This is a genomic window from Loktanella salsilacus, assembly GCF_024206795.1.
Lineage (GTDB): Bacteria > Pseudomonadota > Alphaproteobacteria > Rhodobacterales > Rhodobacteraceae > Loktanella > Loktanella salsilacus.
In genome coordinates, this window is the sequence record NZ_CP072994.1 from 699,965 (window position 1) to 719,728 (window position 19,764).

Here is a 19,764-nt window from a genome sequence, read left to right on the forward strand (position 1 = left end):
TATAGTTGACCTGTGCTGTTTGTAGACTTAATGCTGTTCTTGCGGTCGAGGAGGCCGTTGGGAGGATCGCTTCGGCAAGTAAGACCGCGCCGGGCACGCAACGAGGGAGGGGTCGCAAATGGCCGCATGGAAGCTGGCGTATCACGCCAATTGCTGGGGGGCGCTTGGCGGTAATGCCGAGGGCGTCACCTCAATCACCCAACTCAGCTATCGCACCTTCGGCGCGATGGACCGCGCCTTCGCTGACATTGCGGCAGCGGGCTATGAGGGGGTGGAGCTGTTCGACGGCAACCTGCTGGACGCTACAGCTGCGGAAATGCGGCAAAGTCTAGCGGACAACGGGCTGACGCTCGTCGCCGCCTATGCTGGCGGGAACTTTATCTTCGACGATATCCTGCCAGAGGAGCTGGCCCGGGTGACCCGTGCGGCCGACCGCGCCGCCGAACTGGATGCGCCGCATCTGGTGGTGGGTGGCGGGGCCAAGCGGTTCGACGGTGTACGGGAAACGGATTACCACAAGCTGGGCGGGGCGCTGGACCGGGTCAAGACAATTGCCGATGCCCGGGGGCTGCGTGCGCATTATCACCCGCACCTTTCCACCATCGTCGAGGGACCGGCCGAGGTCGCCAAAATCTTTGATTTGACCGCCATCGAATTCTGCCCGGACACGGCGCATCTGGCCGCCGCAGGGGGCGACCCTGCGCAACTGATCCGCGATCACGCGACGCGCATCTCTTATATCCACCTCAAAGGATTGCAGAAAGACCCCTTCGCCTTCACCCCCCTGGACCAGGGGGACGTGCCGACCGGCCCCATCCTTGAGGCAATGTGGGACGTGGGTTTTGAGGGATGGGTCTGCACCGAACTCGACAGCTGGGACGATCCCGCCGAAGGCGCGCGTGTCAGTATGGAGTATCTGAACCGGGCGATGGCGGACTGAACCGCCAGCCCTTTACCTGGGGTGATCCCCCATCTCTTCTCTGGGAGGAAGAAGTTATGCTCAATAGACGTGTTCTTTTAGGTTCGGCCACCGCCTTTGCGCTGGTCCTCGGGTTGAATACCCCCGCCTTTGCCGACCCCGATGCGGCACTGGCTGCGCTGCAGGAAACCGTGCTGTCTAAGGGTCCGAACGGCGAGGAGCCGACGGCGCCGTCAGCCGTTGTCCTTAGCGACGAAGAACTGGCAAAGATCAAGGAGATGGGGGCCACTGCCGCCATCGTCATGCACTACGGTGGCAATGACTGGTCCCGCGCACAGATCAACGGGCTACAGACGCAGTTTGACGCAATGGGGATTGAGGTGATCGCGGTCACCGATGCCGGGTTCAAGCCGGAAAAGCAGGTCAGCGATCTGGAAACTATCATGGCGCAGGCGCCAGACATTATTGTGTCGATCCCGGCCGATCCCACCGCCACCGCTGCCGCCTATCGGGCAGTAGCAGAGGCCGGGGTTAAGCTGGTCTTTATGGACAACGTGCCCACCGGTTTTGTTGCAGGCGAGGACTTCGTCTCGGTTGTCTCGGCAGATAATTACGGCAACGGTGTCGCCGCAGCACATCTGATGGCCAAGGCCTTGGGTCCGGACGGCGGGGATATCGGCCTCGTCTATCACGCCGCCGATTTCTTCGTGACTAAGCAGCGCTACGACGCCTTCAAAGCGACGATCGCAAGCGACTATCCCCAGATCAATATCGTAGCAGAACAAGGGATCGGCGGGCCTGACTTTTCGGGCGACGCAGAAAAGGCCGCCGGGGCTATGCTGACGTCCAACCAATCGATCAAAGGCATCTGGGCGGTCTGGGACGTGCCCGCCGAGGGCGTGGTTTCCGCTGCAAGGGCTGCAGGGCGCGATGATCTGATCATTACGACCGTCGACCTTGGGGAAAACGTGGCAATCAACATGGCACAAGGCGGATTCATCAAGGGTCTTGGTGCGCAGCGTCCTTATGATGCGGGTATCGTCGAGGCCAAACTGGCTGGCTACGCGCTTTTGGGCAAAGAGGCCCCGGCATTTGTAGCATTGCCCGCGCTCCCCGTCACAAGGGACAACCTGCTGGAAGCCTGGACGCAAGTCTACTCCGCCGAAGCGACCGACAACATCAAGTCGTTGATGAAGTGATCACTGCGGCGCGGGGATCATCCCCGCGCGACATCAGAGTCTTCGGCTCGGCAGATTATTTCCTGGCCCGACCGAAGCCTCTCCCTCAGCCATGGAGACTGAAAATGACTAAAGTGATGAATGTAGCCATGATCGGCGGCGGGTTCATGGGCAAGGCGCATGCCATGGCCTATGCGTCGATGCCAATGTTCTTCTGGCCCGCCCCAGCCATTCCGCACCGCAAGGTCGTGGTTGATATCACTGATGGAGCAGCCGAAGAGGCGCGTCAACGCTTCGGCTTCGACGAGGCCAGCAGCGACTGGCGTGCCGTGATAAACCGGCCGGATATTGACGTCGTGGATATCTGCACCCCGAACAACGTCCACGCCGAAATCGCCATCGCGGCGGCAAAAGCGGGCAAGCACATCATCTGCGAGAAACCCCTCGCGCGCACTGTTGAAGAGGCTCGCGCGATGACCGAGGCGGCCAAGGCCGCAGGTATAATCCACATGGTCGCATTCAACTACCGCCGCACGCCCGCCGTGGCGCTGGCAAAAAAATTCATCGAGGAAGGCCGCATTGGCCGTATCCTGAACTTCCGCGGCACCTATCTGCAGGACTGGTCGGCGGATGAGAATGGCCCGCTGTCCTGGCGGTTCCAGAAGAAAATCGCCGGGTCTGGCGCAGTGGGCGATATTGGCACCCACGTCGTCGACCTGGCTCACTACCTTGTCGGCCCCATCGCCGAGGTGATCGCGATGACTAAGACCTATGTGGAAACACGTCCGATCCAGCAGGGCGGCGTCGATAAGCTGGGCGCGTCAGAGAAGGCCGCCGATGTCGAGCGCGCCCCGGTGGATGTGGATGACGAGGTGATCTCAATGCTGCGATTCGCCGATGGTGCTGTCGGAAGCCTTGAGGCGACGCGTAACGCTTGGGGTCGCAACAACTTCATCACGCTGGAAATTCACGGCACCAAGGGGTCAATCCACTTTAACTACGAGCGCCGCGACGAGTTGCAGGTCATGTTCGCCGATGATCCAGCGGATGCGCGCGGGTTCCGCACAATCTATACCGGTCCGGCGCACCCCTACGGTAACGGCCTGTGGCCGATCCCGGGCTTGGGCATTGGCTATTCCGAGACAAAGATCGTGGAATGCTTTGACTTCTTCAGCGCCATTGCCTCTGGCGAGCAGCCCAGCCCTAACTTCGAGGATGGACTTCTGACCGAGTTGGTGGCGGATGCGATGTTGCGTTCGGGTGAAACCGGCAAGTGGGAATCGGTAAAATGACCAGCCCCGTTGCTGCTGTTCGCATGACGGGAATTTCCAAATCCTTCGGCGGAGTGCGCGCGTTGGACAATGTTGATCTGGAGGTTCTGCCGGGCGAGGTCCACGCCCTTCTGGGTGGCAACGGGGCTGGCAAATCGACCATTCTCAAGGTGCTGAACGGGGTGCATATCCCAGATGAAGGCATAGTCGAGGTGGCAGGCCAGAAACTTGCCGCTCATACCCCGGAAGCGGCCCGCGCTGCGGGAGTGGCGATGAACTTTCAGGAAATGTCGCTGGTCCCCACCCTGACCGTAGCACAGAACGTGTTTCTGACGCGCGAAGCCCGAAATGCGCGCGGCTTGATCGACGACGAAGACTCGATCCACCGGGCAGCAGCAATCTTCAAGATGCTTGAGGTAGAGGTCAACCCCCGTGCTCTGGTGGGGGATCTGGGGGCTGGGCAAAAGCAATTAACGGAAATTGCCAAAGCCATCAGCCAAGACGCAAGGGTGTTGATCCTGGACGAACCCTCGACCGCGTTGGCCGTTTCGGATGTTGAGCGGTTGTTCGTGTTCCTGCGTAAGCTGAAGGCCAAAGGTGTGGCGGTCATCTATGTTAGCCACAGGATGGACGAAATTGCCCGCATCGCGGACCGCGCCACGATCCTGCGCGACGGGCGGCACGTCATTACTGCACCGCTGGCGGACCTACCTGTCGACACGATGATCGAGCATATTGTTGGGAGGCGATCAAAGGGGTTTGCCGACGTGGTGCGCGGCGATGTGACCCGGGGCGCGGCGCTGCTGGAGTTGAAAGACGTCACTGGGCCGCACAAGCCCGACAACGTCAGTTTTACTCTCCATCGGGGTGAAGTGCTGGGGTTGGCGGGGCTTCTTGGCTCGGGCCGCTCCGCGCTGGCGCGGGTCATCGCGGGAATCGAACCCGCCGTTGCGGGAGAGATCGCCATCAATGGCCGCGCAGTGCAGATCCGCCGTCCGGCGGATGCGATTGCGGAAGGGGTGGCGCTGGTGCCCGAAGCCCGCGCAACGCAGGGCATCATCCCAGCCCACAGCGTTTCTGACAATATGGTCATGGCCGTTCTTGGCCGCATCACCAAAGGTGGTCTCGTGGATCGCACCCAGGCGAGCGAGATCGCTGACCAGATGATCCAACGTCTGTCAATTAAGACGGCCAGTCGGGATCATGCTGTTTCTACGCTTTCGGGCGGTAATCAGCAGAAAGTGGTCATCGGGAAATGGTTGGCCACTGACCCTGACATCCTGATCTTGGATGAACCCACGGCCGGCATCGACATCGGATCGAAGTCCGAAATCATTCGCTTAGTGCGCGATCTTGCAATGGCGGGCAAAGGGGTGCTGGTAATCTCGTCTGAGTTGTCAGAACTACTGACCGCCTGCGACCGAATTCTGGTCATGGCCGATGGCCGCGCACATCAAATGCTGGACCGTGCCGATCTGGACGATCCGACCGAGACCAACCCCGAACATGCCCTGCAAGCCGCCGAGCGCCGTCTGCAGATCGAAATCCAGAAAGCACTGACCGCAAAGGAGACCACACATGGCTAATGCAGTATCAGCCCCCGGCAGGGCCCTGTTCGCGAATTGGCGGCAGAACATCATCTACATCGGCTTTGTCGTGATCTTTCTGATCTTCGCGGTGACACTCGGCGACAAAGGCTTTCTGAACCCCAATAACCTGCTGAACATCGTAAGGCAGACGGCGATGATTGCCGTCATGGCGATCGCAATGACCTTCGTTCTGTCGGCTGGAGAGATTGACCTTTCCGTAGGTGCGGTTGCCGGGTTGACGACGGTTACCGTTGCTATGGCCATCGCCGTAGCGGGCCCGATCGGTGGGGTCGCGGCAGGTATTGCCACCGGCCTCGCAGTCGGCATGTTCAACGGCTGGCTGACGACCCGCATCGGTATCCCTTCCTTTCTAACGACCCTTGCGATGATGGGCATAGCTAAGGGGGTGGCGATGTGGATTTCCGATACCGCTGCCGTGCCGATCCTGTCGCCCGGTTATGCCTGGCTGTTTGGCGGCGGGTCCGTCGGGCCGATCCCGGTGCTCCTTGTCTGGATCGCGGTGCTGGGAGGCTTGGGACACATCGTGCTGCGCCGATCGGGATTTGGCCGTCGGGTGCTGGCCACCGGTGGCGGCGAGACCGCCGCGCGCTATTCCGGCATTGATACCGCCAACATCAAGATGAAGGTGCTGGTTCTGTCCTCCTGTGCCGCTGCATTGGCCGGGATGCTTTATGCCGGGCGTCTGCAGTCGGGCCGCTTTCAGCTGGGCGAAGGGGATGAGCTTTCGGTCATCGCGGCAGCGGTCCTGGGCGGTACCAGCCTGTTTGGCGGCAAGGGCACAGTCATAGGCACGATCGTAGGTGCCATGATGATCGGTTTGATTAACAACGGGCTGATACTGTTCGGGCTGGAGTTCAGCCAGCAACTGATCGCGCGGGGCGGGATCATTATCATTGCCGTCGCCCTTAGCCAGAAGCGGTGAAACCATGGCACATGTCACCATCATTGGCACCGTCACCGCCAAGCCGGAAACCCGCGACGAGCTGCAGGCGCTGCTAAGCGCCCAAGTAGCCGCTACACGAGCCGAACCCGGTTGTCTCAACTACGACTTCCACTGCGATGCCGCCGACTCGTGCTGCTTTGTGTTTTACGAAAACTGGCGAACACAGGCTGATCTGGACATGCATATGGTCATGCCCCACCTTGCGCCGCTGTTTTCTCAGCTTGATAGGTTGCTGGCCCGGCCGGTTGAGATCCGGCCTCTGAAGATGCTGTCGGATATGGCGGGTCAGACATGACTGCGATCAGGGGACCAGGCATATTTCTCGCTCAGTTCGCGGCTGACGCCGCACCTTTCAACAGTCTGCCCGCTATCACGAAGTGGGCAGCGGGGCTGGGCTACAAGGGGGTTCAGATCCCGACATGGGATCGGCGGCTGTTCGATCTGGAGCTTTGCGCGGAAAGCCAGACCTATGCTGACGAGGTTGCGGGTGTCTGCTTCGAGGCAGGCGTGGAGATCACCGAGCTTTCGACCCATCTGCAGGGCCAACTGGTTGCCGTAAATCCGGCCTATGACGCGGCCTTCGAAGCATTTGCGCCCGCAGCGGTGAAAGGTAACAGGCAGGCCCGACAGGATTGGGCGGTGGCACAGGTCATCAATGCCGGACGGGCTGCTCGCAACCTTGGGCTTGCTGGGACGGTGAGCTTCACCGGGTCGCTGGCTTTTCCCTTCCTTTACCCATGGCCACAGCGACCAGCCGGTTTGATCGACGAAGCATTTGCCGAGCTTGCCCGTCGTTGGACGCCGATCTTGAATGCCTACGACGAGGTCGGGGTCGATATCGGTTTTGAATTGCATCCCGGAGAAGATGTCTTTGACGGCGCTAGCTGGGAAATGTTCCTGTCGGCGGTGGCAGAACATCCGCGTGCCCGGATCAACTATGACCCATCACATTTTTTACTGCAGGCCATGGACTATCTGGCCTTCATTGACCTCTATCATGACCGCATCTCGGCTTTTCATGTAAAGGATGCCGAGTTTCGGCCAGATGGTCGGCAGGGTGTCTATTCCGGCTATTCTGCCTGGCCCGAAAGGGCGGGACGATTTCGCAGTCTTGGAGACGGGCAGATTGATTTTGGCGCCATCTTCACAAAACTGACGCAGCGCGGTTATCGCGGCTGGGCGGTGATGGAGTGGGAGTGTTTCCTGAAGTCCCCTGTGCAAGGGGCGGCTGAGGGAGCGCCGTTCATTGAGCAGCATCTGATCGAGGTGACGGGGCAGGCGTTCGATGACTTTGCGGGCGGACAGGTTGATCGTGCGGCGCTGTGTGCCATGCTGGGGATTGCGGAATGAGCCTGAAACTCGGGATGGTGGGTGGCGGCAGGGGTGCCTTTATCGGCGGAGTGCATCGCATTGCGGCGCGGCTCGACGGCCACTGGGAACTGGTAGCAGGGGCCTTCTCATCTGATCCTACACGGGCGGCTACGTCAGCGGCGGAACTGGGGATAGTGGCAGAGCGCAGCTATGGCAGCTTCGCCGCTATGGCTAAAGCAGAGGCAGCACGGCCAGACTGCATCGATGCTGTCGCGATCGTCACGCCCAATCACTTGCACGTTCCGATCGCCACGGCTTTTTTGCGCGCGGGGATTCCTGTGATCTGCGACAAGCCGCTGGCGACGACTGTTAAAGACGCCGAGGCGCTTGTGCGTTTGGTGACCGAGACCGGCATACCCTTCATTCTAACCCAGACTTACACCGGCTACCCGATGGTCCGCGAGGCGCGCGCCTTGGTCGCGGCAGGCCGTATTGGGCACGTGCGCCATGTGCAGGTAGAGTATCTACAAGACTGGCTGGCTGAACCGGTCGAGCGTGGGGGTCAGAAGCAGGCTGCGTGGCGCGCTGACCCAGCGCAGTCGGGAGCGGGCGGGTGCATCGCAGATATCGGCACCCATGCCTTCAACCTTGCAACCTTCGTATCCGGTCTTGTGCCGCATGCCCTACTGGCTGATCTGACAGCTTTCGTCCCTGGCCGAGCACTTGACGACAATGCGGCACTCCTGCTCCGGTTCGAGGGCGGGGCCAAGGGCATGATCTGGGCAAGCCAAGTGGCGCCTGGCACGAAGAATGGTCTACGCCTCCGCGTGGTAGGCGAGGCCGGGGGCCTGATGTGGGATCAGGAGCACCCCGACGATCTGGAGTTTACTCCCATCGGCCAACCCACACAGAGCTTGCGGCGTGGCGGTGAGGGGGTGGCCACAGCATCCCGTTTGCCGGCAGGTCACCCGGAAGGCTATCTTGAGGCCTTTGCCACGCTTTACGCCGAGGCCGCGGGAATGGTTCGGAGGTTTCGCGAAGGGGCAAAACCGGATCAAGCGACGATGTTGCCGACGGTGACTGACGGGCTGGCGGGTATGCGCTTTATCTCTGCTGGCGTTCGGTCGCACGAAGGTGGCGCGGTGTGGATCAATCTATGAAAAACAGCATTGACGACAGGACGTCGGCAATTCCGCCGAGCCAACCCCTCGATTTGCCAAAGGGGAGATTGGGCTGGGATCCTGAATTTGCGCTGTATTCTTTCAGCAAGTGGATGAGTGTCCGATGCTCGTTGATCCTGAGCAGTAAGGCCACTTGGGACCCGTTTTCATTCCGCCATAGACCGAATGCGGCACCGAGTTAGACAGAGCTTGCGCGTCTGCAGTTAACGGCAAAAAGGTCCGCTGACCGATGTTTGAGCCAACATAACGCTGCAAGATGCACGAATGGCCGGTCTGGTGAAGCTGCGCCGCAGCGCTCTACAATATCGTGAAGGTCTGGTTTGGGCCGTTCGTGTCGCTGCTCAGTTGCCCGGCAATATGGGCGGATTGCGGACTTTCGCCGCAAGAGCGAAATCGAAAGGGCAGCTCGAAGAAAGCTGACGCTCAGGGCATCGACCAGTTCTTTCGGGGTGCATCTGCAGCGAAGGTCGGCATTGAGCCCTCTTTGACCTATGCTGCACGTCGCACCAATGGCTGCTATCGTTACGTTTCGGGTAACAACTCGCCTGTGAGGTATGTGTAAGACCCACGCACCAATTGAAGCACCACGTCCAATGCGGCTTCGGTGATCGGGGTGTAGATCATAACGAACCCTTCCCAACCTGCGCGTTGATCGGCCCAAGGATGCGCCACGGCCCAACCGGCGTCTATTGCGCCGCGAGCTGTGTCCCAGTGAAGCGACGTATGGAGGCAGCCATCAGGATGGAGATGCGCAAACTCACGCCCCCCGACAATTGCCTGTGGTTGGGCTATCGAGACCTCACCCGCCATTTGAAAGCCGACAGCATTGGGAAGTGATACACGGGTAGCACCAAGAACGACTCCGGGAAATTCTGCAGCCTGACGTAGCATCTCTTCGGATAGCTCAGGGATTGCCTGCACGTGTGGCACCCCATTCGTTGTTTCAGGCCGAGGGAGTTCACGCATTGGGAAGGACCCGTCTTGGGCCATTGCAGGCGCAGACATACTGGAAGAATGATCGACCGCGGTTCTACCATCTTCGAGATCGTAAGAAACTCTGGATAGGCCGTTCGTATAAATAAAGGCTCATACTTGCCAGTATCAGTGTAGCTCCCGTTACGAGACTAAATGCTCCCCACCCCCCTATACCGAGTTTGAACATGACTCCAATCAATGGCCAGTGAAGCAGATACGCGCCAAATGAAATCTTTCCCAGATAACGCAGCAGGGGATGTGCGAGGAAACGAAAGGCGGGCGTGGCCCATAGCACCAGAAGAAACAACAACACTGGATAGCCAGCAGTAATCGGATCATAATAATTCGGAAGAACAGTCCAGTTCAGCATCCGCCGCACCTCAGGTAGCGCTAGTGGTAGGGCACATAGCATTACGACGCTAATCCAGCTGGGCACCTTGATATTGGGGTTAATCAGCGACGCTGCTCCTCCAATAACAAAGAAATGCAACCAATATGGTAGACTGTATTCACTTGTATCTGTCAGCACTAACAGTGCCGCCTGTATCGCCAGCAAACCAAGAAGAGCGCAGATTGGATAGCCATACGCATATACCCACCACAGACCGACGAAGAGAACGTAGAATTGAATCTCGACCGGAATCGACCACAGCACGGCGTTTCCCTGTATTAGAAGCAGGTTAGCCATGAGTTCGCGGGTGGAATCAAAGCCATAAGCGGTAAGGCCTGTAATAGCCCAGACAACCGCTGCTCCGAGAACTACGGCATAAAACAGCGGCAACACTCGCGCACCTCGCGCAACCGTATATTGGACAATGTTATGCTTTGTAAAATCCCGGTCGAGGTAGAGATAGAAGATCAGATACCCACTGAGTAGGTAGAACAGCGCGACGCCTTGCTGCCCAAACCCCTTCCCTAGAAATTGTGGCAGGAAGCCAGCATTAGCGCAATGTGCTACGATAACGGCAAGTACAGCTATCCCTCTAAGCCCATCCAATTCGGGAACGTGTTTCTTACGTGATCTCGTAGAATGTTCTTGCAAGATAGGGGTCGAGTCCGGCTGGGGGCGTAATCGTATCATAAGCCGCCGTTCACTCGGATTGCAGCGAATGACGGGACAGAGTCCCATCGTGACAGATGCTGCATCATGCACCAACGTATGCTTTCTTCGATTCATGATGTCCAGTGAGCCAGAGACAGACCAATGAGTTGTTCGATTTTGCGGCGTTCGCTTTGGTACCTGCCTGCGAGAGAATGCGCTGTGTCCGCGCGCAACGCAGGAACCGGACGCCGAGGTCCTTCGAGGAAATGACGAAGCTTTGCCCTAAGGCGCGGGGGCATTAATCGTTTGAGCAGCGCCTGAACCGGTCCTGGATGTTTTAATCGGCGTGCCAATCCAGGGCGGCCTGACACGTCCACCAAGTCGCAGGTTGCGTTGACCCGCTCATTTTGAACCAAGCCAATTGGTTCAATGCGCAGATGCTCACAGATCTGACGCCAACAGTGTTCGGGTGCGGATTGCAAATCTTGATATTCCAGAACGAGTATCTGCTCTTTGGGGAATACGGCAAAGTATTTTTCGATCTGTGACAGGTAGTGGCCATGGGCCGCGTAGGCATGGCCCGGGCTCCAGCCGTCAAACAAACGCTTCTCTTCTTGCTCAAGCGCCTCTTCGAAAGTTTCACAGGGTTCGATACTATCGCGCAGGTGGTGCATGAACTGCGAGAATGCCCGTTCAACTGGATCTCGCAGAAGAATGATAATCCGTGCATCAGGGCGCGCCGCTGCGATCCGCTCTGCCGCACATTCATTCAACAGATAAACTGGCGAGATGTCACCAGTTAGCCCTGAGCCCGCTGCGTCGTAGAGTTCGGCATAGGATTTACGGTTGACGGTGATTTTCCTTACGTAATCCGGATCGTAGGGACCGCCTCTTGGAGTTGCAGAACTGTCAACATAGGCGAAATAGCTTGGCTCTTTAACACTCGGTAAGAAAACTGCAGGATGCGAACGTAACCAATGATAGACTGCCGTCGTACCAGCTTTTGGTGCTCCAACGACGAAGAATTGTGGGGAGAAGTCTGTATGCGATTTAATCATGTTCGAGACATCGCATATTGGCCCACCATTTCAACAACGGAACGGTATAGGTTCGTTGGCTTTCTGGAGTACGTCATCATACTTTCGGATAGCCAATTCCTCAATTCAGAGCTGTCGTATTACAAGATGCGATCTTAAGCAGTCATTCGTAGGGTGAAACCCAACGGCAGCTTTGTCCGCACTGCCGCCGCTCGCCTTCCGATTTCGCGCTGATTTCGTGTGCAGCCGCGGCGAAAGTCGGCAGTGAGCCCATCTTACCGAAAATGCTGCTGCGCAGCGAAGGTCTGCTCTTACCGATCAATGTTTCGGACGATGATCTCGCTCACTTTCTCCGACGTGCAAGCTCGCGATAAAGCGCGGGTGGCGATACACCAATCTGATCGGCAACCCTTATCCATTCACCCGTCGGTGGCTCAGCATTTAGATCCAGCCAAACGTCCAGCCTGTCGGACACCCGGCGCAGGCGCAATATCTCGATCCGCGTCCGTTGGGATTGGACCTCTTTGGCATGAGTTTCGATCAGGCTCAAAGCAGCGTCTGGCCGTTCGCGCAGCGCGGACCGAAAGGCGGCGCGAGGCATGATCGCTATTTCGGCATTCATGCGTGCAATCGCATCGCAATGATAGGTAGTGGCGAACAACGACGCCTCGGCCAGCGCCATTCCAGCCGTGGCAACGTTGAGCGTAAGTGCGGTTCCATCCGTAAGTGGACGCTCAAGTGCGACTATGCCGGATCGAACAAGATACATCGAATGAACGCGATCCTCCCTGCGAAAGAGAACGGCCCCCTGATCGAAGGTCTTCATCAGCGCGTCACCAAATATATGCTGCCAGTCTGACATGATAGAAATCATACGGTATGGCCGCAGTGACCGATAGGGTGTTCTTGAAAAATGTGAGGACACAGAATGAAAACAAAGATGATTTTGATCGTGACGGCGCTGCTTGGTGGAACAGCTTTCGCGGCCGCCCAGACAGCTCACTCCGGTCACGGGGAGGTCATGGATCACGCGATGCATGGTCAATACCAGCCGCCCGGGGTGGCGAGGCTGACCGAACCGGGGCAAGGCGCCTTTGCGGCACTTTCGGAAATCGTGGGTGTGCTGGAAGCCGATCCCGGCACCGACTGGGAGCGCGTCGACCTGACGGGACTGCGGGCACACTTGGTCGATATGGATCGCATGTTCTCGGACACGATTGTCAAAGAGACAGATCTGCCGAACGGCCTTTCCGCGATGGCGACGGGAGATGCGGACACGGTCGCCACGCTCCGACGGATGGTGCCCGCACACGCGGCCCAGCTGGCGCAGGACGATCGGTGGAGCGTCGAGGCAATCGAAACGGAAAACGGTGTGGAGCTTCGCGTGACAAGCGGTGATCCTGCCGTGGTGGCGCGCATAAGAGGGCTGGGGTTCTTCGGACTTATGGCAAGCCAAGACCATCATCGCGCACATCATATGATGATGGCGCGCGGAGAAGATGCCCACGCGCACTGACGCGATGCGACACGTTCTGCCTAAAGCCGCGGAATATATTGTGGCGCAAGGGATACGAGGTCGATGATAACCTGCCGTTCGCTTCGCTGGGTTGGAAGGCAGCATAGTCCGCTGACCGACGTTTCAATGCTGCGCCATGCGCGAATGGCCGCAATGACGGGCCGCGCCGCAGCATTCGGGATGGTCGCTGGAAGGCGGCTTTTGGCCGTCCATGTCGCGCAGCATGATCCACGGCGACAAAGTTCACTTAGCAGCGCTGAAGGCGGCTGTGAGTCCTTAGTGCCTTGTAGAAAATCGCATGAGAACCTAATCATTAACGATCTTTGATGTGGGTATGTGAAATGAACCTAGACGTGAAAATTGCTAACGATGAGAGCGAGGTGGCCGCATGCATGCGGCTTCGTCGGGCAGTATTTATCAAAGAGCAGAACGTCGCCGAACATGAAGAAGTCGATGGCCAAGATCAAAATTGCACTCACGTTCTTGCGTTGGCAAACGGAATGCCAGCGGGTGCAGCCCGTTTTCAGCAGCTTGGTTCATATGTAAAAATCCAACGAGTTTGTGTCCCCAAAGAGCACCGCGGACATGGGATTGGTGCCGAAGTTATCAAATTTATTGTCGGTCACGCCTCAAATTCTGGGGGCATCGCTTCGATCCGTTTGGGTGCGCAGACACATGCCCTTGAATTCTATCACAAGCTAGGATTCATCGAATGCAGCAAAGAGTATTTAGATGCTGGAATCTTACATCGAGACATGGAGATGAGACTCTCCTGACAAAGTAGCTCAGTCTGCACAGCGACGTTTCAAGCCGACAAAAAGCTGTGCGATGCGCGAAAGTCCGCTTCGACGGGCCACACCGCAGCATTGGGAAGGCATAGTCAATGTCAGCTTAGGGCCGCTTGCCAATGGCGAAGGATGGTATGACACAATGGACGCTTGTAACTCCACCGAGTTGATGGATTTGGCTTTTGCAGATAAATTAGAGATATAGGCAAAATATGCTTTAAGTTAGTTAAGCAAGAAAGGATCTATCGTATCAATAAGTTTGGCCCTAAGACACTATCAATAGCTCATCAAGACGTAGTTAAAAACACCCGTCGATGGCTTGAACAAATGGTAGTAGGATTAAATCTATGCCCATTTTCCCATAACGTCATAGCCCAAGACCAAGTGTATTATGCCATCTGTGATGCCACCATCGATGCACAACTAAAGCAGTTCTATGTGAATGAATTACAGCGCCTGCTTGGGGCTAACGAAAATGACGTTGCCACTAGCTTGCTCATGTTTACCCGAGGTCTAGAAGAGTTCGACGATTACCTCGACTTACTCGATTGGTTTCAGCAGCTATTGGAGAAGGCAGAACTGACAGAGCATGTCCAATTAGCATCATTTCATCCTCAATATCAATTTGAAGGTGTAGCTGCTAACGATCTTAGCCATTTCACTAATCGCTCACCCTATCCAACCATACATCTTCTGCGTCAAGATCAAATGACTAAAGCCCTCGCTCACGTTTTGGACCCTAAGAAGATTTATATAGATAACATAAAAACATTGAATAAACTTGGTCGCCAACAGGTCGAAGCACTCTGCCCCTGGGGTAAATAAAAAACGTTAGCATTGTATTGTAACCGCTGTTAACCCAGCTACCATTATCGCTCGTTTTGCAGTGGCAGCGAAGGTCCGCAATGACGGGCCGCACCGCAGCATGCCGATCATTGGGCCAATGTCCGCAAAGGGCCGTGAGCAACAGGCTGGAATTTCTGCACTCTCAAAATGCTGCGGGACGGCATTCGGTAAAGAGGGCTCAAACCGGACCTTCGTCGCAGCGAGCATGAAGGTCCGGTTTGGGCCGGAAGTGACCGCACTGACACGAGGGGCGGTTTGCCGACATTCGCTGCACCTGCAAACTAAATGGGCACGTCCTAAGAAAGCAGACGCTCAGGGCCACGACCCAGTTTTCTTCGGGGGTGCATCTGCAGCGAAGGTCGGCAGTGAGCCCTTCCTGCTGATATTCTGCATCGTCGCGAATGGCAGCATCCGAATTGAGGTCAAAACCTTGCCAAGCGACCATCGGTAGGGATGAGCACGACCGACCACCCTCGCTTTAACTCGAGGTGCAAACCTTTCCACCGGCTCGGATGCTGCGCGTCGTGGTAAATGAGCGCGTCCGAGGAATTACGCAGCAGAAGGCAACCGCTGCCGGTTAGCGTGACTATGCCGGAAAACGTTGTCCAACCTCCGATCTCAAGTTGACTCATCCGTGGTTTGCCCCCAGGGGTTTGGAAAAATAGGGTATTGCGCGAGGCAACCGGTGCCACTTGCGAAGATCAATGGACGACTTCTCAACTTTATCCATATACCCAAGACAGGTGGATCCTCCGTCTCAAGCTATCTAAGGGCAAAAGGCCCGGTGGCATTATACAGTCGTGAACGCGTAGAATGGTCGAGGTCGACGCCGCAACACATTGAATTAGCAACACAGAGTGTGCTCATACCAGATGGGTTTGCCGATCACACCTTTGCTATTCTGCGCGACCCATTCGACCGCCTACTGAGTGAGTATCGCTACCGCGCCTTGCGGCGAAACCACGCCAATGACCTTCCCGACCGCATCGGACCTTGCGACAAGCTTACAGTAGAGTTTGATTGGGAAGCTGAATTTCACGGCACCTTCGATCAATGGGTTGAGCGAATCTTCTCAGGCCAAGCTAGTGATCCTTATCTCTGCGACAATCACGTCAGGCCGCAGGCCGACTTCATCGGGAGAACGGCAAAGGTCTTTTTGTTCGAGGACGGTCTTGAACCGGTTTTTACTTGGATTGACCATATCACGGATACCGAGCGGGCTTTGGTCAACCTCGACCGCAATGCCAGTTCGAAGTTCACCATCCACATGCTGGATGCGACCCGCAAGATGATCTTGGACTACTACCGTGGGGACTTCTTGTTGGTCAAGAAGGCCAGGGTTGCCCGAACTTCAATATTTGCGTCGCTTATTTAGACTACGGGCAATGGTGACACCTTGCGGCTGTCGTGCTGTGCAGGAACCAGATCCAATTCGATCCAAAAAATTGACCCTTCTCCTTCGATCGAACTGACGCCGATTTTTCCGCCAAGCAGATCCATCAGTTGCTTTGTTATGCTCAGGCCGAGGCCGCTGCTCTTGTTGCCAGCGGTGGTGCCGGGGTTGATCTGATGAAATGGTAAGAAGACATTGTCCTGTTGGTCGGCTGAGATGCCTATACCGTGATCGATGACCTCGATCCGCGCCATTTGTTTGTTTCGCCTCACGTCGATTTTCACCACATCGCCCGAGGCGGTGAACTTTGCCGCGTTAGAGATGAGATTGACAAGAACCTGCGTGACGCGCGCACTGTCGGTCAAAGCTACCATCTTCTCATTCGTCGTGGTCACACAGTAGGCAACCCCGAGCTTTTCGGCATAGACGTTGCAATTCTCGACCGCCGTTACGACAATTTCATTAAGGTCCACTGGGTTGCGCTCTATAGAGACTTTTCCGTCACTAAGGGCTTGGGCGTCTAAGATGTCATTGACCAGCATCAGAAGTCGATCTCCGTTGCGGCTGGCTACATCGAGCAACTTTAGGGTGGATTCGTCTTTGGATGTTTTGCAAATTCTGACCTTCAACAGGGCAAGTCCACCGAGAATTGATGTAAGGGGGGTGCGCAATTCGTGACTGACGACACTCATAAAGTTCATTTTCATCCGTGATGCCGATGTCGCCTCCTGCGCGAGCACGCGCATTTCGTTTTCTGTGTCTTTGGCGGCCCTAAGCTCGATCATGAGCAGAAACACGAAGATGCCGAAAAGGGTCAGGATCGTAGCACCGAGGTATGCAATGGCATGAGACAGAGACAGTATGCCGGTTCTAAACTCCGCCATAGCGTGGTTCTTTGCTTGCGCCAGCGCCAGCAAGAATTCCCTGAGCGACAGATCAAAGCCTTCAAGCGCGGCCAGAATAGTCGCGGCCTTCTGACGGCGCACCTCGTCGGTCATACCTGACGCGGTGAGCCCCTCAATCTGAGGCTCAATGGTCGTGAATGTGGCCTCGAGGTCGGTCAGGACGCCTTGGTCTATCTCAAAGTTTGCGAGAAGCTGCGGCAGCTTGCCCTCCTGAAGGATATTTATCCGGCTCCAGGCTATGTCAAAGCGCAGCACCGCATCTGCCGCAGGTTTGTAACCAAGAGCCACCTCGCCGAGGTTGTTCTCGAGCCGCAGCAATTCAAACTGCAACTGCGACCCGATCCAAAGAGGATCACTCTGCTCAGCAGTCTGGATACTTTGGACTCTATCGCCCAGTTTGTAGATCACGCCGATACCAAAAAAAACGGCTCCGACAAACAAAGTCAGGAAAACAATCCGGGTCAACCTGCTCCGATGGGTCACTTGACAGCAATGCTCTTGAGTTGCCATACCAGCCGGCCATTAAAGACGTCGTCTTGAAGTTCGGGATAATCGTCCATCGGATATATGACCCAGATTGGTCCTTTGTCCCGCACCGACATCACCTCACCGTCGCGAAGCACCGCCAGAATGACGTCGTAGGTGAAAGCGTCGCCGGCGGGCACTTCAGAGGCAAAATCGTTGAGCGCGACCATTTTTAAATTCGCAGTGCGGTCGATGTCCATATCGTTGAGGACCGACCGCAGGCTCGGCCCTTGGAAGGTGGTCAAATCGTCCACATAGTCGTTTTTAGTCACGACAGTTGTCTGCGGCATCGCCAACAATTCTTCGAGGGTGTAGGTTGCTGAATTGTCAGAATTCGTGACAGTTAAAATCGCCTGCGCAAAACCAAAGGTCGGCAGCATGAGCAGGGAGGACGCGAGGGCGGCCCGCATTATTCTCTGAATATCCATCTTCGATCCTTATTGAGTTCGCCGGTCTACCAAGGCGCTGACATATACTTATGGCATTTTTTGGGCAACTGCCGGAGTGCCAGAAATATTATGTAAAACCATGGGCTTGAGGCAGGCAGGGTGATTTCGCCTCCAGGCGACCCGGTGCGGCGCTGGCTGGCCCGGAAATCACACGTCACATCCTTTCGCAATCAGCAAAGGAGCGAATGGCGATGGATCAACGCGACCGGTAATTTTGCAATCCGCCCTCATGGCGGAAAATTGCTTCAAGCGAGCGCCGCTCGATATCCGTCCAACGCGAACCTTATGGCGTTCTCATGCCCAGTTGCTAAAAGCAGCCATTGGCGCAGCCGCAGAAAAAGCACACTTAGTCTAAGTTCGCTCTGCCGCCATTCGTCGTCCAATTTGTTCGCGACCGCAACGAACGGCAGGTCCGAGCCCAATTTGCATCGCAGCGAATAGCTGCTTTAGGGAAGCCGTAGGTTCCGATGCGCCTAAGCGGTTCCCAACAAATCTCGCGCAATGCGCTCAAAGATTGCGCTCCCCATAGGGATCAAATCATCGGGGAAATCGTAGTCCGGATTGTGCAAGGCCGCATGATCTTCGCCGGAGCCCAAGAACAACATCGCGGCTTTTGCGCCCCATCCAAATACGCCGAAATCCTCTGATGCACGCATCGGCACGCTCTCTTGCCCGTGGGGAACACCGATTGCCTCCATCGCCCTGGTCGCGACATCGTAGGCGTCCGCGTCATTTACCGACGCCGCGAAATGGTCATGGATATCGCACACGACGCTAAGCCCGTATTCGTCTGCGATAGATGTTGAAAGGCTTCGTGCGGCGTCTTCAAGGCTTTCTATGCCAGCATCACCAGCCGCGCGCAGGGTTGCGAAAACCTCTGCTTCACCGGGGGCGATGCCAAAGTTTGGTTCCCCGATGTTGGCATGAGTGATCGTCACCAGTCGAAATGCATCGTTGCGTGGACCGCCTTCGCCATGCCCCAGATCATCCAGCGCAGGGATCAATTTGGCGACCGCTAACGCAGGGGAGACACCGTCCTGCGGGTTGGCAGCGTGGGCAGTTTTTCCGCTGAGCATGACCTTCAGCCCCAGCGACGCACAGTTCATCAGCCCCACACGGGTCGAGACGAACCCAAACGGGCTTCCGGGGTCGTTGTGAATGGCAAAGGCCCAGTCCGGCTTAACTTCGTCAAAGGCCGGATCAGCGACGACCGCCTTCGCACCGCTTCCGTCTTCTTCGGCGGGCTGAAACATCAAGATGACGCGCCCTTGCGCGACCGGCTTGCGCGAGATCATACGGCCCAAGGCAAGCAACATCGTCATGTGGCCATCATGACCACAGACGTGGCTTTTGCCAGAGATCTCCGAAGGCCACGCGATTTCGTCATTGCGTTCCTCGATGGGCAGGGCATCAAGTTCAGCGCGAAAGAGAACTGTCGGGCCGTCCTTGCCGCTGTCAAAGATCGCAGCCACGCCATGTCCGCCCAGCCCTGTGAGGATGCCCGTCGGACACATCAGTTTCAATGCAGCCACAACAGTCTTAGCGGTTTCCGCTTCTTCGCCAGACACTTCCGGACGACGGTGAAGAGCACGGCGAAATTCTGTCAATTCGACCAGGTCGCTATTTGTTAGCATGTTTCGCTCCGCCTTCGAATTCAACTTCCTTAATCATTGCCATACCAAGCCGAACAACGGACCGACAGCCGCCTTCAGAAAACAACCTACAGCGCACCCGAGATCCATAGCCGCAACTGGCTCCGCCGCAACGAATTCACGCTTCGTCCACTGACCGACGTTTCATCCAGCAAAATGCTGCGCGATGCACGAATGGCCGCTCTGACGGGCTGCGCCGCAGCATCGTGTCAGCGCGTGAATG

20 protein-coding genes are annotated in these 19,764 nt (G+C 56.7%); 13 read left to right on the forward strand and 7 right to left on the reverse strand.

The window, feature by feature from the left end:
- Window positions 1-118: 118 nt before the first annotated feature.
- The 9 genes from KBW81_RS03530 (at window position 119) to KBW81_RS03570 (ending at window position 8,833) form a co-directional block, all read left to right on the forward strand.
- Window positions 119-940: a sugar phosphate isomerase/epimerase family protein gene (locus tag KBW81_RS03530; RefSeq protein ID WP_254248366.1), complete on the forward strand. Its 822-nt coding sequence runs from the start codon at window positions 119-121 to the stop codon at window positions 938-940.
- 56 nt (window positions 941-996) lie between these two features.
- Window positions 997-2,118: a substrate-binding domain-containing protein gene (locus KBW81_RS03535; RefSeq protein WP_254248367.1), complete on the forward strand. Its 1,122-nt coding sequence runs from the start codon at window positions 997-999 to the stop codon at window positions 2,116-2,118.
- A gap of 104 nt (window positions 2,119-2,222) precedes the next feature.
- Complete coding sequence (locus KBW81_RS03540; protein WP_254248368.1) at window positions 2,223-3,389, forward strand: levoglucosan dehydrogenase; 1,167 nt, start codon at window positions 2,223-2,225, stop codon at window positions 3,387-3,389.
- On the forward strand, window positions 3,386-4,954 hold the full coding sequence (locus KBW81_RS03545; RefSeq protein WP_254248369.1) for a sugar ABC transporter ATP-binding protein: 1,569 nt from the start codon (window positions 3,386-3,388) through the stop codon (window positions 4,952-4,954). Before KBW81_RS03540 ends, KBW81_RS03545 begins: the two co-directional genes overlap by 4 nt.
- A complete protein-coding gene (locus KBW81_RS03550; protein ID WP_254248370.1) occupies window positions 4,947-5,900 on the forward strand; it encodes an ABC transporter permease in 954 nt (317 codons plus the stop codon). The genes KBW81_RS03545 and KBW81_RS03550 overlap by 8 nt, the downstream gene beginning before the upstream one ends.
- Before the next feature lie 4 nt (window positions 5,901-5,904).
- The gene (locus tag KBW81_RS03555) at window positions 5,905-6,216 is read left to right on the forward strand and encodes a putative quinol monooxygenase (protein WP_254248371.1); all 312 of its coding nucleotides are present in this window, start codon (window positions 5,905-5,907) and stop codon (window positions 6,214-6,216) included.
- Window positions 6,213-7,271, forward strand: a complete 1,059-nt coding sequence (locus tag KBW81_RS03560; protein WP_254248372.1) for a sugar phosphate isomerase/epimerase family protein — start codon at window positions 6,213-6,215, stop codon at window positions 7,269-7,271. Before KBW81_RS03555 ends, KBW81_RS03560 begins: the two co-directional genes overlap by 4 nt.
- Window positions 7,268-8,392 carry a Gfo/Idh/MocA family protein gene (locus KBW81_RS03565; protein WP_254248373.1) on the forward strand — a complete coding sequence of 375 codons (1,125 nt, stop codon included), beginning with the start codon at window positions 7,268-7,270 and terminating at the stop codon, window positions 8,390-8,392. The genes KBW81_RS03560 and KBW81_RS03565 overlap by 4 nt, the downstream gene beginning before the upstream one ends.
- Before the next feature lie 285 nt (window positions 8,393-8,677).
- Window positions 8,678-8,833, forward strand: coding sequence for a hypothetical protein (locus KBW81_RS03570; RefSeq protein WP_254248374.1), 156 nt, complete (start codon window positions 8,678-8,680; stop codon window positions 8,831-8,833).
- 102 nt (window positions 8,834-8,935) lie between these two features.
- Here KBW81_RS03570 and KBW81_RS03575 read toward each other — a convergent pair whose 3' ends face one another.
- The 4 genes from KBW81_RS03575 to KBW81_RS03590 all read right to left on the reverse strand — a co-directional run bounded on the left by KBW81_RS03575 (window position 8,936) and on the right by KBW81_RS03590 (window position 12,329).
- On the reverse strand, window positions 8,936-9,418 hold the full coding sequence (locus KBW81_RS03575) for a luciferase domain-containing protein (RefSeq protein WP_367305318.1): 483 nt from the start codon (window positions 9,416-9,418) through the stop codon (window positions 8,936-8,938).
- A gap of 25 nt (window positions 9,419-9,443) precedes the next feature.
- Entirely contained in the window at window positions 9,444-10,541 is a 1,098-nt protein-coding gene (locus tag KBW81_RS03580) for an acyltransferase family protein (protein ID WP_254248375.1), read from the reverse strand.
- A 20-nt stretch (window positions 10,542-10,561) separates the two neighbouring features.
- Entirely contained in the window at window positions 10,562-11,488 is a 927-nt protein-coding gene (locus KBW81_RS03585) for a sulfotransferase family protein (protein ID WP_254248376.1), read from the reverse strand.
- A gap of 322 nt (window positions 11,489-11,810) precedes the next feature.
- Window positions 11,811-12,329, reverse strand: a complete 519-nt coding sequence (locus KBW81_RS03590) for a Crp/Fnr family transcriptional regulator (protein ID WP_254248377.1) — start codon at window positions 12,327-12,329, stop codon at window positions 11,811-11,813.
- 66 nt (window positions 12,330-12,395) lie between these two features.
- Between KBW81_RS03590 and KBW81_RS03595 the strand changes: the two genes are divergently transcribed.
- From KBW81_RS03595 to KBW81_RS03610, 4 genes are all read left to right on the forward strand, one after another.
- Complete coding sequence (locus KBW81_RS03595) at window positions 12,396-12,983, forward strand: hypothetical protein (protein WP_254248378.1); 588 nt, start codon at window positions 12,396-12,398, stop codon at window positions 12,981-12,983.
- Between the two features lie 353 nt (window positions 12,984-13,336).
- Window positions 13,337-13,759, forward strand: a complete 423-nt coding sequence (locus KBW81_RS03600) for a GNAT family N-acetyltransferase (protein ID WP_254248379.1) — start codon at window positions 13,337-13,339, stop codon at window positions 13,757-13,759.
- 339 nt (window positions 13,760-14,098) lie between these two features.
- Complete coding sequence (locus KBW81_RS03605; protein WP_245754335.1) at window positions 14,099-14,596, forward strand: DUF1415 family protein; 498 nt, start codon at window positions 14,099-14,101, stop codon at window positions 14,594-14,596.
- A gap of 706 nt (window positions 14,597-15,302) precedes the next feature.
- A complete protein-coding gene (locus KBW81_RS03610; RefSeq protein ID WP_254248380.1) occupies window positions 15,303-15,992 on the forward strand; it encodes a sulfotransferase family 2 domain-containing protein in 690 nt (229 codons plus the stop codon).
- On the opposite strand, the gene KBW81_RS03615 is transcribed toward KBW81_RS03610, so the two are convergent.
- The 3 genes from KBW81_RS03615 to KBW81_RS03625 all read right to left on the reverse strand — a co-directional run bounded on the left by KBW81_RS03615 (window position 15,989) and on the right by KBW81_RS03625 (window position 19,523).
- Window positions 15,989-17,380 (reverse strand): sensor histidine kinase, encoded by a 1,392-nt coding sequence (locus tag KBW81_RS03615; protein ID WP_254248381.1) that lies wholly within the window; start codon window positions 17,378-17,380, stop codon window positions 15,989-15,991. The genes KBW81_RS03610 and KBW81_RS03615 overlap by 4 nt on opposite strands.
- 14 nt (window positions 17,381-17,394) lie before the next feature.
- Complete coding sequence (locus KBW81_RS03620) at window positions 17,395-17,868, reverse strand: putative pterin-binding protein (protein WP_254248382.1); 474 nt, start codon at window positions 17,866-17,868, stop codon at window positions 17,395-17,397.
- Between the two features lie 494 nt (window positions 17,869-18,362).
- The gene (locus KBW81_RS03625) at window positions 18,363-19,523 is read right to left on the reverse strand and encodes an amidohydrolase (protein WP_254248383.1); all 1,161 of its coding nucleotides are present in this window, start codon (window positions 19,521-19,523) and stop codon (window positions 18,363-18,365) included.
- Window positions 19,524-19,764 lie beyond the last annotated feature (241 nt).

What these genes read in the sequence shown, in the direction of transcription:
- KBW81_RS03530 (WP_254248366.1), top strand. Translation starts at nt 119, where the DNA reads ATGGCCGCATGGAAGCTGGCGTATCACGCCAATTGCTGGGGGGCGCTT.
- KBW81_RS03535 (WP_254248367.1), top strand. Translation starts at nt 997, where the DNA reads ATGCTCAATAGACGTGTTCTTTTAGGTTCGGCCACCGCCTTTGCGCTG.
- KBW81_RS03540 (WP_254248368.1), top strand. Translation starts at nt 2,223, where the DNA reads ATGACTAAAGTGATGAATGTAGCCATGATCGGCGGCGGGTTCATGGGC.
- KBW81_RS03545 (WP_254248369.1), top strand. Translation starts at nt 3,386, where the DNA reads ATGACCAGCCCCGTTGCTGCTGTTCGCATGACGGGAATTTCCAAATCC.
- KBW81_RS03550 (WP_254248370.1), top strand. Translation starts at nt 4,947, where the DNA reads ATGGCTAATGCAGTATCAGCCCCCGGCAGGGCCCTGTTCGCGAATTGG.
- KBW81_RS03555 (WP_254248371.1), top strand. Translation starts at nt 5,905, where the DNA reads ATGGCACATGTCACCATCATTGGCACCGTCACCGCCAAGCCGGAAACC.
- KBW81_RS03560 (WP_254248372.1), top strand. Translation starts at nt 6,213, where the DNA reads ATGACTGCGATCAGGGGACCAGGCATATTTCTCGCTCAGTTCGCGGCT.
- KBW81_RS03565 (WP_254248373.1), top strand. Translation starts at nt 7,268, where the DNA reads ATGAGCCTGAAACTCGGGATGGTGGGTGGCGGCAGGGGTGCCTTTATC.
- KBW81_RS03570 (WP_254248374.1), top strand. Translation starts at nt 8,678, where the DNA reads ATGGCCGGTCTGGTGAAGCTGCGCCGCAGCGCTCTACAATATCGTGAA.
- KBW81_RS03575 (WP_367305318.1), bottom strand. Translation starts at nt 9,418, where the DNA reads ATGTCTGCGCCTGCAATGGCCCAAGACGGGTCCTTCCCAATGCGTGAA.
- KBW81_RS03585 (WP_254248376.1), bottom strand. Translation starts at nt 11,488, where the DNA reads ATGATTAAATCGCATACAGACTTCTCCCCACAATTCTTCGTCGTTGGA.
- KBW81_RS03590 (WP_254248377.1), bottom strand. Translation starts at nt 12,329, where the DNA reads ATGTCAGACTGGCAGCATATATTTGGTGACGCGCTGATGAAGACCTTC.
- KBW81_RS03595 (WP_254248378.1), top strand. Translation starts at nt 12,396, where the DNA reads ATGAAAACAAAGATGATTTTGATCGTGACGGCGCTGCTTGGTGGAACA.
- KBW81_RS03605 (WP_245754335.1), top strand. Translation starts at nt 14,099, where the DNA reads ATGGTAGTAGGATTAAATCTATGCCCATTTTCCCATAACGTCATAGCC.
- KBW81_RS03620 (WP_254248382.1), bottom strand. Translation starts at nt 17,868, where the DNA reads ATGGATATTCAGAGAATAATGCGGGCCGCCCTCGCGTCCTCCCTGCTC.
- KBW81_RS03625 (WP_254248383.1), bottom strand. Translation starts at nt 19,523, where the DNA reads ATGCTAACAAATAGCGACCTGGTCGAATTGACAGAATTTCGCCGTGCT.